Annotated in this window: 11 protein-coding genes; 5 read left to right on the forward strand and 6 right to left on the reverse strand. The window is 70.3% G+C overall.

Features of this window, described 5'->3' with window-relative positions; genetic code table 11:
- Positions 1 to 75: 75 nt before the first annotated feature.
- Together E0H75_RS15790 and E0H75_RS15795 are read right to left on the reverse strand one after the other, a co-directional pair.
- Positions 76 to 876 carry an inositol monophosphatase family protein gene (locus E0H75_RS15790; RefSeq protein ID WP_131514307.1) on the reverse strand — a complete coding sequence of 267 codons (801 nt, stop codon included), beginning with the start codon at positions 874 to 876 and terminating at the stop codon, positions 76 to 78.
- Positions 873 to 1,952: a ferrochelatase gene (locus E0H75_RS15795; RefSeq protein WP_131514308.1), complete on the reverse strand. Its 1,080-nt coding sequence runs from the start codon at positions 1,950 to 1,952 to the stop codon at positions 873 to 875. The genes E0H75_RS15790 and E0H75_RS15795 overlap by 4 nt, the downstream gene beginning before the upstream one ends.
- A 48-nt stretch (positions 1,953 to 2,000) precedes the next feature.
- Here E0H75_RS15795 and E0H75_RS15800 point away from each other — a divergent pair, with 48 nt between their 5' ends.
- Positions 2,001 to 3,200 carry an MFS transporter gene (locus E0H75_RS15800; protein ID WP_131514309.1) on the forward strand — a complete coding sequence of 400 codons (1,200 nt, stop codon included), beginning with the start codon at positions 2,001 to 2,003 and terminating at the stop codon, positions 3,198 to 3,200.
- A 40-nt stretch (positions 3,201 to 3,240) separates the two neighbouring features.
- Positions 3,241 to 3,969, forward strand: coding sequence for a MerR family transcriptional regulator (locus E0H75_RS15805; RefSeq protein ID WP_131514310.1), 729 nt, complete (start codon positions 3,241 to 3,243; stop codon positions 3,967 to 3,969).
- Here E0H75_RS15805 and E0H75_RS15810 read toward each other — a convergent pair.
- On the reverse strand, positions 3,952 to 4,566 hold the full coding sequence (locus tag E0H75_RS15810) for a trimeric intracellular cation channel family protein (protein ID WP_238163042.1): 615 nt from the start codon (positions 4,564 to 4,566) through the stop codon (positions 3,952 to 3,954). The two genes, E0H75_RS15805 and E0H75_RS15810, sit on opposite strands and share 18 nt — an antisense overlap.
- A gap of 57 nt (positions 4,567 to 4,623) precedes the next feature.
- Here E0H75_RS15810 and E0H75_RS15815 point away from each other — a divergent pair, with 57 nt between their 5' ends.
- From E0H75_RS15815 to E0H75_RS15825, 3 genes are all read left to right on the forward strand, one after another.
- The gene (locus E0H75_RS15815) at positions 4,624 to 5,610 is read left to right on the forward strand and encodes a phosphotransferase family protein (RefSeq protein WP_131514311.1); all 987 of its coding nucleotides are present in this window, start codon (positions 4,624 to 4,626) and stop codon (positions 5,608 to 5,610) included.
- 20 nt (positions 5,611 to 5,630) lie between these two features.
- The gene (fdhD, locus tag E0H75_RS15820; protein WP_131514312.1) at positions 5,631 to 6,458 is read left to right on the forward strand and encodes a formate dehydrogenase accessory sulfurtransferase FdhD; all 828 of its coding nucleotides are present in this window, start codon (positions 5,631 to 5,633) and stop codon (positions 6,456 to 6,458) included.
- A 109-nt stretch (positions 6,459 to 6,567) separates the two neighbouring features.
- Complete coding sequence (locus tag E0H75_RS15825) at positions 6,568 to 6,846, forward strand: hypothetical protein (protein WP_131514313.1); 279 nt, start codon at positions 6,568 to 6,570, stop codon at positions 6,844 to 6,846.
- A gap of 21 nt (positions 6,847 to 6,867) precedes the next feature.
- Here the strand turns inward: E0H75_RS15825 and E0H75_RS15830 are convergent, their stop codons facing one another.
- Genes E0H75_RS15830 through E0H75_RS15840 form a run of 3 tightly spaced genes read right to left on the reverse strand, consistent with a single transcriptional unit; the run spans position 6,868 to position 13,769 of the window.
- Entirely contained in the window at positions 6,868 to 9,825 is a 2,958-nt protein-coding gene (locus E0H75_RS15830) for a helix-turn-helix transcriptional regulator (RefSeq protein ID WP_165553778.1), read from the reverse strand.
- Between the two features lie 42 nt (positions 9,826 to 9,867).
- Positions 9,868 to 12,642 (reverse strand): AAA family ATPase, encoded by a 2,775-nt coding sequence (locus tag E0H75_RS44635; RefSeq protein ID WP_131514315.1) that lies wholly within the window; start codon positions 12,640 to 12,642, stop codon positions 9,868 to 9,870.
- The gene (locus E0H75_RS15840; protein WP_131514316.1) at positions 12,639 to 13,769 is read right to left on the reverse strand and encodes a metallophosphoesterase family protein; all 1,131 of its coding nucleotides are present in this window, start codon (positions 13,767 to 13,769) and stop codon (positions 12,639 to 12,641) included. The genes E0H75_RS44635 and E0H75_RS15840 overlap by 4 nt, the downstream gene beginning before the upstream one ends.
- Positions 13,770 to 13,836: the final 67 nt, after the last annotated feature.

The raw sequence follows: 13,836 nt of genomic DNA on the forward strand, positions 1-13,836 counted from the left end.
CCACAAATGTCAGGACCGAACACCGAATTGCTCGTTAGTGCGCACTCCTGCGCAGCAATGTGCACTCAGCGACATCTACGCGCGCAAGGGGTTCGCTTCGGCCAGCAGGTCGTGGAACGGGCCGAACAGCGCCGGACTGGCCGCGATCGACATCTCCGGCGACACCGGGGCGCCGTGCAGACCGCCGATGGTCCCACCGGCCTCGGCCGCGATCAGCGCACCCGCTCCGTAGTCCCACGGATTCAGTCCGCGTTCGTAGACAGCGTCCAGCCGGCCACAGGCGACATAACAGAGGTCGAGCGCGCCCACCCCGATCCGGCGGATGTCGCGGACCTTGGTGATCAGATGCTGGACCACCTCGGCCTGCACCTGGCGGCGGTCGGCGTCGTACCCGAAGCCGGTCCCGACCAGAGCGGTATTCAGGTCGGTGCAGCCCGAGACCCGGATCGGCTTCCCGTCCACGAACGCGCCGCCACCCTTCGTGGCGGTGAACACCTCACCCTTCGGGGCGTCGACGACGACACCGGCCACTGTCGTCCCGTCGTACTCGACCGCGATCGAGACGGCGTACGTCGGGAGGTCGTACAGGTAGTTGACCGTGCCGTCGATCGGGTCGACGACCCAGCGCACGCCGCTCGAGCCGGCGACATCGTCACCCTCCTCGCCGAGGAACGAGTCGTCCGGCCGGGCCTGCAGGATCCGCGCCCGGATCAGTTCCTCGGATTCGCGGTCCACGGCGGTGACCACATCGGTGACCGTGCTCTTGGTGTCGGCGACGGTGATGGTGCCGCGGCGGCGTTCGACGATCAGCCGGGCCGCCTCCTCCGCCACCTCCACCGCGAGCTTGAGGAGGTCTTGCGGGTTCTCGGTCGTCATACGGCTTCCTTGGCAGTTGGTCGGCGCAGAGGTGGGCAGCAGTCGTGGCGGCAGTCGTCCCAGCCCGGCCCGAGCTTGCCGACGCAGGGTCGGGCCGGCTCCTCGCCGCGTTCGGCGGCGGCCCGCTCGACGACCAGGTCGCGCAGCATCGAGACGAACTGCGGGTCGGTCCCGGGCGTCGCGGCCCGGGCCATCGGCAGACCCAGCTTCTCGGCGGTCTTGGCGGCCTCGGTGTCGAGGTCGTAGATGACCTCCATGTGGTCGCTGACGAACCCGATCGGCACGACGGCCACGCCCGGCACACCCTCGGCCGCCAGCGACTCCAGGTGGTCGTTCACGTCCGGCTCGAGCCACGGCACCTGCGGCGGACCGGAGCGTGAGCAATAGACCAGGTCGGTCCGCCCAGTCTTCCCAGTACGGCGCTCGAGCGCGGCAGTGATCTCCGCGGCCACGTCCAGGTGCCAGTCGACGTACCCGTTGCCGTCCGGGCCGCTGGTCGCGTTCATCGCGGCCGGGATCGAGTGCGTCACGTACGCGATCGCGGAGCCCTCGGGGAGCTCGCCGAGTGCCTCGGCGGTCGACTCGACGAACGATCCGACGAAGCCGGGGTGGTTCGCGTAGTGCCGGAGCTTGTCGATCCGCGGCGCGTCCGGGACCTCCTTGGCCGCGTCCTCGAGGTTCTCGCGGTACTGCCGGCAGCCGGAGTACGACGGGTAGGCGGACGTGACGATCACCACCGCACGGCGGATGCCGTCGGCGGCCATCTGGCGCATCGTGTCGGTCAGGTACGGCGCCCAGTTGCGATTGCCCCAGTAGATCGGCAGATCCAGGCCGATCTCGTCGAACGACGCCCGCAGCGCCTCGAGCAGGGCCCGGTTCTGGTCGTTGATCGGGCTCTTCCCGCCGAACGCGTAGTAGTGCTCGCCGACCTCCTTCAGCCGCTCGTCCGGGATGCCCCGGCCGCGGGTCACGTTCTGCAGGAACGGCAGCACGTCCTCGGGCTTCTCGGGACCTCCGAAGGACAGCAGCAGGACGGCGTCGTACGGGACAGCGGCAGGCGACTGGGGCAACGGCATATTCCGAGTTTCTCAGACCGCCAAGAGCTAGGGTGTTGCCGGTCTCTCATGCTCAAGCCTTATGTCCATCTCATGCGCCGTCCCGGTGCCAGTGCGTTCTTCACCGCCGGGATCCTCGGGCGTATGCCGATCTCGATGCTCGGCCTCGGCATCGTCATCCTGATCGCCCGCGAGACCGGGTCGTACGGCCTGGCCGGTGCGGTGTCCGGGGTCGGTGTCATCGCCGGCGCACTCACCGGTCCGATCCAGGGGCGGCTGGTCGACCGTTTCGGCCAGCGGACGCTGCTGCTGGCCGGTTCGATCGTCTGCACGATCGCGCTCGGGTTCCTCCTCGTCGCGGTGCGTGCCGACGCACCCATCTGGGTCCTGTACGTGCTCTCGTTCGTTGCCGGTGGCACCCGCCCGCAGGTCGGCTCGTTCGTCCGGGCCCGCTGGACGCATCTGCTCGGCCGGGGCCGGGCGCTGCAGACCGCGTTCGCGCTCGAGGCGGTCGGCGACGAGGTCGTCTTCGTCGTCGGCCCGGTCGTCGTGACCGCGCTCGCCACCCAGGTCAGCCCGTACGCCGCTCTGTCGGCGGCCGGACTGCTGGGACTGGCCGGCGGGATCTGGCTGGCGTTGCTGCGCGCCTCCGACCCGCCCGGCCGGGGCAAGGCCCACGGCAAGGAGCAGGCACCACTCCCCTGGCTCTCGATCTTGCTGCTCAGCCTGATCGGTCTCGGACTCGGCGCGACCCTCGGTGGTGCCGAGGTGGTCACGATCGCGTTCACCACCGAGAAGGGCCAAGCCCAGCTGTCCGGCGTCGTACTGGCCGTGTGGGCGTTCGGCAGCTTGCTGGCCGGTCTCTGGTACGGCTCGGTGCACTGGCAGGCTCCGGTGGAGCGGCGGCTGCTGTTCGGCACGATGTTGCTGGCGATCACCCTGGCGCCACTCCCCTGGGTCAACAGTGTGCTGCTCCTCGGAGTGGTCCTGTTCTGCTGCGGTCTCACCATTGCGCCGACGATGGTCGCCGTCACCGCCTGCGTCGAGGAGTGGGTCCCGCCGCAGCGCCTGACCGAGGCGATCACGTGGACCGTCACCGGCATGCTGCTCGGAGTGGCTCCCGGAAACGCCCTCTCAGGTCACGCAGTGGACCTCTGGGGTCCGTCCACGGCGTACTGGGTCCCGTTCTCCTTCGGGATCGCCTGTGCGTTGGTGGCGGCCGTCTCGACGACCTTCGCCCGGCCCAAGACCCGCTTCGCCCACAACTAGGGCTTGCACCTCCCGTTACGGGAGGTGTGAAGGTGTGGGTATGGAGTACTCGATCGGTGAGCTAGCTCGGCTGGGTGGAGTGTCGGTGAAGGCCGTGCGCCACTACTCCGAGTTGGGCCTGCTGGCTTCGCATCGGACCGCTGCCGGACATCGGCGGTACGAGGCGGACGCCCTTGCGCGGCTCGAGTTGATTCGGACGTTGCGAGGATTGGGCATCGATCTGCCGACGGTGCGGGCAGTGCTGGAGCGGGAGCGGACGCTGGGCGAGGTCCTGGCCGCGCATGCCGCCGCGGTGGCCGTCGAGATCCAGAGCCTGCGAGTGCGCCATGCCGTGTTGTCTATCGCAGCTCGGCGCCATTCCACCCCGGAGGAGCTTGAACACATGCACAACCAGACCGCTCAGTCTGAGGACGAACGCCGTACCTTGATCGCGGACTTCCTGACCGCGGTCCTCGGCGAGGATCCACGCTTCGCCGCGATCCGGCAGAACCTCACCCCCGAACTCCCCGACGACGCCGACGTGGAGCAGGTCGAGGCTTGGCTGGAGCTTGCCGCGCTGGTCCAGGACGATGACTTCCGGGCAGCGGTACGACGGATGGTCTCGGGGTATCGGGCGATCGCGACGGACGCCCCGCTGTGGCACGATCCAGAGTTTCGTGACCGGCTGATCGAGCTCCGCCGTACCGAGGCAGGCCCGCAGTGGGATCGCTATGTCGAGCTACTCGCCATCGTCAACGGTTGGGCACCGCCGTCACGGATTGCGGGGTAGCGGCGCGTTCCAGCCGCGGCGGATGGCGAGCAGCCGGATCCCGAAGCAGGTCACCGCGGCGACGATCGGCACCCAGGTCGCGTCGTACTCGAGAGCCGCCGCGACGACGATGCCCGCGCCGAGGAACGCCGGCGTGGCGTAGATCTCCGACCGCAGTACGACGGGAACGCGGCCGCTCAGCAGGTCGCGGATCACGCCGCCGCCGATCCCGGAGATCGTGCCGAGCAGCGCGGCCGACAGCGGCGACAGGCCGTGCTCGATCGCCTTCTGCGCACCGGTCACGCAGAACAGCGCGAGGCCGGCCGCATCGAAGATGTTCACCAGTCGCTCGACGCGCCCGATGCCAGGATGCAGGAAGAAAGTGATCAGCCCGGCAAAGACCGGGACGACCAGATAGCGCCCGTCCTGGAGCGCGGCCGGTGGGGTCTCGCCAATCAGCACGTCCCGGATGAAGCCGCCGCCCAGCCCGGTGACCAGGGCAAGCACCAGGATGCCGAACACGTCCAGCTTCTTGCGTACGCCGACCAGCGCACCGGTGATCCCGAACACGAAGATGCCGACCAGGTCTGGCACATGCAAGGCCACGGATCCACTCACAGGCCGCACGCTAAACCACGGGCGCCCTCGACCCTGGCAGCTCTATCGTCTGTGGACATGACCGGAGCGCCCGACGTCGACTACACCGCAACCTCCCTGCGACCGGGTTGGGATGCCCTTCCTGCTGCTCTCCACGAAGCACTCGCCGTTGCCCTCGGCACCGAGATCGCGGCGGCCGGGCCGTCGGTCGGCTCGGGATTCACCAGTGGTTTTGCCGCGCCGGTCCGGCTGGCCGACGGCCGCCGGGTCTTCGTGAAGGCGTCCGACGAGACCATGCACGCCTACGGCGCCTACCAACGCGAGGCCGAGATCGTTCCCCAGCTCCCCGCCGCCATCCGGGTCCCCGCCATCCTCGCCACCGCCCACGCGGTCGCAGACGAGCGGAAGTGGTTCGCGGTGGTTTCCGAGTGGGTGGCCGGCCGGATGCCGGGGGCGCCTTGGTCGGTCGAGGACTTCGCCCTGGTGACGGAAACCTGGGAGCGGATCGCGGACGTGATGGATCCGAGTCCGCTCGCCGGACTCGACCCCTTCGTCGACGACCTGGCAGGTGACGAGTCGCCACTCGAGATCCCGGCGCAGATCATCGCAGGCGATCGCCCGCTGCCCGAGCGCCTGCAGCCCTGGCTGCCCCGGATCCTGCCCGAGCTCGCCGACCTGATGCAGCTCGCGCCGGAGGCGTTCGCCGGCAACACCGCGACACATGGTGACCTGCGGCCGGACAACCTGCTGCTCGACGACGCGGGCACCTGCTGGACGGTCGACTGGAACTGGCTCGCTCTCGGCCCGCGCTGGATGGACTGGCTGTGTCTGCTGCCGATCGCGCAGTACCAGGGCATCGACACGTTCACCGCGGTCCGCACCAACCCATTGACTGCGGACGCGCCGGCCGACCATCTCGACTGCTTCGTCGGCGCCATCGCGGCGTACATGATGCGGAACGCCGACGTGCCACCACCGCCTGGCTGTACGCCGGCGCTCCGGGAGCACCAGCGGCTGTACGCCTGGACCTTCCTCGACTGGCTGGCCGCGCGGCGCGGGTGGTGACAGCGGCCTACCGTGGACGTATGAGCAAAGGTCCGACCACCAGGTTCAAGGTCGAGGTGCTGGACGGCGACCGGACGTCGCGGCGTGAGGACGTGGTCACCACCGAGGAGCCGCTCGAGCTGCGGCTGGAGTGGCCCGGTCGTCCACCCGAGCCTCTCGTCGTGACGATGCGCACCCCGGGCTCCGACTTCGAACTGGCGGCCGGCTTCTGCCTCGGCGAGGGCTTCGCCGTCCGCCCGGACGCGATCCGGACCGTTGCCTACTGCACAGATGTGAAACTGACCCAGGAGCAACAGTTCAACACCGTCACCGTCACGTTCGACGGCCCTCCGGACCGTGAACCACCCCAGCGGTACGGCGTCACCTCGGCGGCCTGCGGCGTCTGTGGCCAGCAGAGCCTCGACGAACTGGCCGAGCGGGACTACGACCCGGTTGACCCCGTGGAGGCCCCGCTGGACGTCGTACGACGCCTGCCTGACGTGCTCCGGGAAGCCCAACCGACGTTCAGCCGTACTGGCGGCCTGCACGCGGCCGGCCTGTACACCACGGACGGCCGGAAGGTCGTCGTGAAGGAGGACGTCGGCCGCCACAACGCCGTCGACAAGGTCGTCGGCTGGACCGTCCTCAACCAGCACAGCCGTCAGGGCCTGGTCCTCGTCGTCAGCGGCCGGGCCGGCTACGAGATCATCCAGAAAGCGGTAGCCGCCGGCCTCGGCATGATCGTCGCCGTCGGTGCCCCCTCCAGCCTCGCCGTAGACCTGGCCCGCCGCTTCAACATCACTCTCGCCGGCTTCGCCCGAGGCGACCGCTGCGTCCTCTACAGCGCCCCGGAGCGCGTCCTCCGCTGATCTGAGGGGTCTAGGCGGCCAGATCTAAGGGGGTATGCCCGATGTGCGGTTCTCCCTGCCACCGGAAGGTGGAGATAGGCGGCGATCGTCGTCGCCTAGGGAGGAAGCCATGAAACACCGCTACACCATCCTCGCTCTGCCGGTGCTCGTCTGCGGGGCAGTCGTGGCCGGTTCGGCGCAGGCGTCGGCACGACCGATCGATCCCGACCAGCGCCACCAGCGGCCGCCGGTCGTCTACGTCGACCGGGTCGCGCCGACCACAGAGGTGCAAGTGGACGACAACATCACCGAGGCTCTGCAGACGGGAGCCGGAGTGCTGGGCGGAGCCGGGCTGGCCATGGCCGGCGTCTGGGCGTACCGCCGCCGTCATCCACTCGGAGTCCACTGAGGCAGACGGTCCTGGTGCAGCTCAGGCTCCAGGACCGTTCAGCCGCACAGCCAGCGCCGCAGCCTCGAGCCGGCTGGCAGTCCCGGTCTTGCGGAGGATGTTCGAGACATGGGCGCTCACCGTCTTGTCGGTGATGACGAGGTCCTTCGCGATCTCGCCGTTCGACCGGCCGGCGACCAGGAACGCCAGGATCTCCCGCTCTCGCGACGTCAACGTGGACAGTGGCGTCCCCGGCTCCTCCGGTACGGCGACCGGCACCGGCGCGCGCAAGCTGATCCGCGACCGCCGCGCGAGTGACTCGACCTCGGCCTGAAGAGGCGCGGCACCCAACTCGACCGCGCAGCTGTGCGCCTGACGCAACAGGTTCGCGACGCCGACCGGCGGTTGCCCGCCAGCGATCGCTGCTTCCGCGCACCGCCAGCGCGCCACCGCCTGATGCCAGCGTGCCCCTGCCGCACCGCAGGCGTCGACGGCCCGCAGCCAGCGTTCCGGTTGATCGGCGTCGTTCCGGCACCGGGCGAGTTCGGCGCTGATCTGTGCGCGATACATCGACTTGAACGCGGAGTCCTGCGAATCCGTGCTGGTGAACGGCTCGCCGGGCCGGCTGCTCAGTGTGTCCTCGAGGATGCCGACAGCCTTGGCGGCCGACTCCTGGTCGCCGGCGTCGCGCGCGACCCGCGCCGACTCGGCGACCGCGTGGGCATAGAGCACCAGCAGGTCGTCGTCCTCGTCGATGGGAGCCGCATCGAGCAGCGTCAGCCGGGAACCGATCCAGTCGATCGCGGCCTGCGGCTTGTGCTCGGCGAGCAGCACCTCGCCACCGCCGGTGGCCAGGCTGTGGCGGATCCCGCGGAAAGTCGCCGGGATGAGCTCGACAGCCCGGTCGAGATGCTGCCGGGCTTCGGCGACCCGACCACGCCGAACAGCGAGTGACGCGGCCGTGAGCCGCAGCCCTGCGCCGCCGGTGTTGACGCAACGAACGGCCAGCCCGGCCCGCAACAGCTCGTCACACTCCTGCCAGCGTCCGGATTCCAGCAGACCTTCGGCGGCCAGGTACGCGAGAAAGTAAGCGAACAGGTCCCGGCCGGGCGCTGCCATGTCGGCATAGTTGCGCAGCGCCGCCTCGGTGGCTTCCTCGCGCCGGCCGAGGTTCCAGAGCGCATGCCGCTGCCACACCACGCCCCTCAACCACTCGAGCGTCGCTCCACAGGAGCGGGCCAGCCGTTCGGCCTCCTGCCCGTCGGCGAGCGACTCCAGCGGCGATTGACTGGACAGCACCATCGAGCGCTGGGCCAGCGCCGCAGCAAGCGCTCGGGGCGAACCGGCCCGACGGGCGATCCGTACGGCTTCGTCCGCGTGTGCCACCGCCCCGGGCAGTCCCTGCCATCTCTCCGCCCAGGCCAGCGCGGCGAGCGCCCGCGCATGCTGAGCAGAGTCCGGCAGCGCGCTCGTCGCCTCGAAAGCATCGTGGATATCGGTCGCGACAGCTTCGATCGACTCGGCCCGGTGCCAGCGCACAGTGCTGCGGTCGATCAGGAGATCCGCGGCCGGCAGTGGATCGCGAGCCCGGTCGACCAGGCTGATCGCCTGCGTGAGCAACTCGATGGCTTGGTCGTTCCGGGCGACTCTCGAGCCGATGGCAGCCGTCTTGAGGATGAGCGCCGTCCGGTCGGCCGTCGTACCGCGAAGTTCCGGGGAGACCTGCTCCCACAGGTCGCACATCCGCTCGAGCTGGATGGCTTGCTCGGCCGGAGCACGCAGCATCACCGCGTGCCCGGCGGCGACCTCGGACCAGCGGTAAGTGTCGTCGATGCGTCCCGCCTGCAGGCTGTGCACCGCCAGATCGGCGGCCACCGGTTCGACCGGATCCGACCGGGACTCGAGCACCTCGAGGTACGTGGTGTGGATGAGCGCGGCCTCGCCGGGCGGCAGACCGTCGTACAGCACGTCGGCGAGCAGCGGATGGCGGAACCAGGGCGGGCCGTGGCCGCCCCCGATGACGCCGCGCTCCTGTGCTTCGGCGATGTAGCCGGGCAGGCCGCCGACCTCGACGCCGTGTGCACCGGCGACCGCCGCCAGGATCGGGAGCGGGGTCGGACGGCCGCCGACCGCCAGCACTCGAACCAGCTGACGTGCCTGCGCGGACAGCCGATGCCACGCGGCCAGGAGCGCGTCGCGGAGGGCGCCCGAAACGGTGTCCGGCAGGGTTGACTCCGCACCGGACAGGTTCTGCACCAGAAGCTCCGTGAGGTACGGGTTCCCGTCCGACCTCGCCTGTACCTGGTTGACCAGAGCGATATCCGGGATCTGTCCGACCAGGTACTCCACCTGGAGACCGGTGGTGTCCAGGTCGAGCCGGTCGAGGTGGAGTTCGTGGAACGACGGCATCCGGCGCATGTCCGCCAGCCAGCTGTGCAACGGGTGTCCAACACCCCGGTCCTCGTCGCGGGAGGTGCCGAGCACGGTCAGTTGCTGGGCACGGAACCCGGTGATCACGTAGGCGAGCACATCCAGTGAGGCGAGATCGGCCCAGTGCAGGTCGTCGACCACGACGACGGTGCGATGCCGGTCCGCGATCCGGTTGAGCACGAGGTCGATCAACGGGATCAGCCGGGCAGTCGGCGTACTCGGTAAGCCGCCCAGAGCGGGTAGCAGCGAACTCAGCTCGTCGGCACCGGTCAGAACCGCGGCGCGCTCCGCCGCGTCGGCCTGGACAAGCCAGTCCTGGAGTACGCCGATGACCGGTGCGTACGGGACCGACGCGCCGCCGAAGTGAACACAGGACCCCCACAGCACCAGGAGCTCCGGGTCGCCGCAGACCTCCTGCACCAGGCGGGTCTTCCCGACCCCGGCTTCCCCGTGCACGACCATCGCGGACGGCCGCCGCTGGGCCGCAGCGGCCACCACACCGGCCAGTGCGTCGCGCTCGGCGCCCCGCCCGGCGAGCCGATGATCAGGCCCTGCCCGGACATCCCCCACGCGCTCAGTGTCCACCCAGGAATGGACCGCCGCCACGCACAATCAGGCGTCGAGCTTGATGAAGGTTGCCTTCGGGACGTACTCGTAGCGGTCGGGCATGCAGGTGAGGATGATGATCTGGCCGTGGTCGCCGGCTCGGCCCAGGAGGGCGCCCATGTCGCGGAGGCGGGCCTTGTCGGACCAGCCGAGGGCGTCGTCGAAGATGACCGGGACGCTGCTCTCGCCGGTGCTGACCAGGTGGCTGATCGCGAGCCGGGTGATGATCGCGAGCTGTTCCTGCGCGCCCGTCGACAACGCCTCGACCGGCAGCCGCGCGCCGTCCAGCTCGCGCTCCGCGACGGCCAGGTCGTCGTCCAGCCAGACCCGGAACGACGGCCCGTAGACACTCCGTCCGAGTGACTCGATGCGGCTCTGCAGTGGTTCGGAGTACTTCGTCTGTGCCTCGGCCCGGTGCCGGCTCAGCGTCTCATGGACCCGGCGAGCCGCCTCGGCCCGGCGCTGCAGACTGTCGTGCTCGGCCCGTACGCCGGCCAGCTCGAGCTCGGCCAGATCGCGCCGGGTCGCCAACCCATCCCGGCCCGACTGCTCCAGCCTGCCCTCGGTCGTCCGCAACGCGTCGCGCAACGTGTCCCGCTCGCCCTGCAGCCGCGCCGCGACCGCAAGCGCGTCCGTCAACTCGCCCGCGATCTGATCGGCCCCGGCCGCATCTGCCTGCTCCTGTACGGCGGCCAGCTCCTCGAGCACCGCCTCGACCTCACCAGTCGCCTCGGCCTCGGCCGCGGAAACAGCGTCATCGTCGAGAAGATCCCGCGCGGCCTCCAACGCCTCGACCGCAGCCGCGAGCCGCTCCCCCGCGAGCTCCGAGCGAGCCCGAGCCTGCTGCGCCTCCGACCGGTCCTCGTCAGCCGCCTTCCGCGCCTGCGCCGCCGCGAACTCCGCGTCGCCGAGCAACCGCTCGACCTCGGCCAACGCGTCCCGCGCCTCTTCCAGCGCACGCTGTGCACCGGCCAAATCATCCGGCGCGCTGACCGGCACCTCGAAATCCTCGAAGTCGAGCGTGTCGTGGGGTGACGCGAACTCCTCGAACAGCGACATCTGCCCGGGCACGCCCTCCACCGCGGGCTGCTTGCCGCCCCCCTCTTCGGCCTCCACGTCGTCGTCCGCACCGACGCCGAGCCGCGCGGTCAGCACCGCGATCCGCTCCCCGGGATCTCCACCGGTCGTCAGCGTCCGCTCGGTCCGGCGGGCTTCGTGCAGCTCGGCGGTCGCCGTGTCGGCCTTCCGTAGCAACTCCCGAGCAGCGGCGACGTCCTTGACGCCCGCCTTCTTCAGCAGGTCCTTCTCCCGCCGGACCGCCTCGTCCACGCGCGACCGCAGCGTCGCCGCCTCGCCTCCGGCGCGAACGGTCACCTCGACCTGCCCCGGTACGCCGACGACCAGCTCACCGGAGACCAGGACCTCGGCCGACTCGTCGAACCCCAACTCCGACGGCACCTCACGAGCGCCGCCGTCCAACCCGGTCCCCGACAACTCGACCGGCTCCGCGCCGAGACGCCGTACCGACACCTCGGGGACGCCGGCCGCCAGCGCGGCACGAGCCTCGACCACCTCAGCACGCGCGGACTCCAACGCGACGACGAGCGCGTCGTCGACCTTGATCCGGTCCAGGACCGTCCCGGCCGCGGCGATCCGGGCGCGTACGTCGACCAACTCCGCCTGCTGGCCGAGCAGCCGGTCCAGCTCGGCGCGGTCCATCAGCTCCGAGACCTGCCGCTCCGCCTCCTGGACGTCGGTACGCCGGGCGTCCTTGAGCTCGACCACCTCGGCCAGCGCGGCCTCGGCCGCATGCACGCTCTCGACTGCGGTCCTGGCGACCGTCTCGGCATCGCTACGACGTTCGGCCAGCTCGGCATCGATCTTGGCGAACCGCTCGGCCTCGTCCAGCAGCCGCTCGCGTTCGACCCGGGTCCGGGTGTGGTTCTCCAGCCGGGCCCGCGCGGTCTCGGCGCGGTGCCGGACCGAGTCGCGGCGGAGCAGGATCTCGTCGGTCGCCTTCTTGCGTTCGCGCAGCTCCTCGACCGAGGTGAGGTGGTCGGTGAGCCGGCCCGTCACGTCCTGCAGATCGAGGGTCAGCCGCTCGGCGCGGCGGATGTCCTGCTGGACCTCCTCCATCGCCTTCAGCGCTTGGGCCGCAGTCAGCTCGGCCGTGGCGACGGCCTTCTCGGACCGGGCGAAGTCGCCGGTCGCCCGTCCGCCACGGGTCCAGTAGCGCAGGTACTCGTGCTCGACCGCAGTCACCAGCGGCATCGACGCACCGTCGACCGGTGTCCCCGACTCTGCGGTCACCGCGGTGATCAACGGCTCCGCGTCGGCCGGCGTTGGCAGCACCAACGACTGCCCCTGGCTGACCATCAGCGTCTGCCACAGCACCGGGTCGACGTGCTGGCGGAACAGCCGCTCGGCCTCGTTGTGCGCCTCCCGGCCGGTCCACGAACGGCGGCGGCCGTCGGCCTCGACCACGGCCAGCTCGGTGGAGCGGTTCTTCAGCCAGCGTTTGGTGTAGCTCAGCTCGCGGTTGCCGAGGGTCAGCTCGACCGTCACCTCCGGGCCGACGTCCTGGCCGACCGGCTGGATGTCGCGGATCCGGGTCGACTTGGAGTCGTCCGGCAGGTCGAAGACCAGCCCGAACGCCTCGACCAGGCTGGACTTGCCGACCTCGTTGTCACCGACCACCACGGTGGTGCCGAGCGCGGGGAACCGGACAATGCGGTCCCGGACGCCACGGAAGTCCCGCAGCGCCAAGCTGAGCAGCCTCATCCCGCGTCCCGCGCCAATCTGTGCATCAGCGACAGCGCCGCACCCGCGCCCTCGTCGCCACCGGCCAGCGCCTGGCGCAGCTCTTCCATCGCGGCCCGCGCCGGACCGCTCAGCTGCAACGCGTCCAGATCCGCCGCGTCCGGCGCCGGCCGCACGGTCCAGAACTTGGCCCAGCGCTCGACGCTCGCGAACACCTCGCCCTGCGCGTCGATCATCGCGTCCAGCCGACTGAGCAGCGGCAGCGCCAGCGAACCGTCGCCGGCGAGCCGGACGTACGTCCGCTCCTTCTCCGGCAGCTCCGCGAACCAGTCCTCGAGAGCCGTGAGCGACTCCTCGTCGAACAGTTCGACGCGGTGGTCGACCATGTGCCAGGCGCCGACACGCACCGGCTCGACCTCGATCTCGCCGGCACCGACCGTCACCTTGAGCACGTTGCCCGGTGCGTCCTCCTCGGGCGACGTGACCTCCTGCGTCCCCGAGAACCAGATGCGATCGGTCACGCGCGTCGTCGAGTGCCGGTCGCCGAGACCGACGTACTGCAGTCGTCCGTCCGCGACCGCCGCCTCGAGTGCGGCCTGATCGATCGTCGGTACGTCGGACATGCCGCCAGAGAGACTGGTCAGTTGGCCGTGCGCCAGCAGGATCCTCGTCGTACCGGGCTCGGCCGGGGTCAGGTCGGCGTACCCGGGCGCGGCCGGATCCGACAACGGCCGGCGCGATCGCCACGGCGCGCCGACGATCTCGACGCCTGGCGCGATCTCCAGCGGCTCGGTGCCGGTCAGGACGGTCACCTGCTCAGGCTGGTGGGCCTGCCACTGGGCCGAGGTCCACAGCGAGCCGGGCTCGAGCGCGTCGTGGTTGCCGGGCAGGAGGACGACCGGGACCGGGATCCGCTTGAGCGCTTCACAAGCACGCAAGATGGTCTGCCGCTCGACCTGGTTGTGCTCGAACACGTCGCCGGTGACGACCACGAAAGCCGCACCGGTGGCCGCCGCGACCTCGCCGATCCGCGCGACAGCATCCAGCCGGGCCTGCCCCCACCGGGCTTGACCGTCCGGCCCCAGGAACCGGCGCATCATCCCCAGCTGCCAGTCCGAGCTGTGCAGAAACGTGATCGAGTCGTCCATTGCGGTGAGAACGCTAACCTGCCCCGCCGACAACCGCGCAACCCAACACACCCCAACCCCCACACCG

The organism is Kribbella capetownensis (assembly GCF_004331485.1).
GTDB lineage: Bacteria > Actinomycetota > Actinomycetes > Propionibacteriales > Kribbellaceae > Kribbella > Kribbella capetownensis.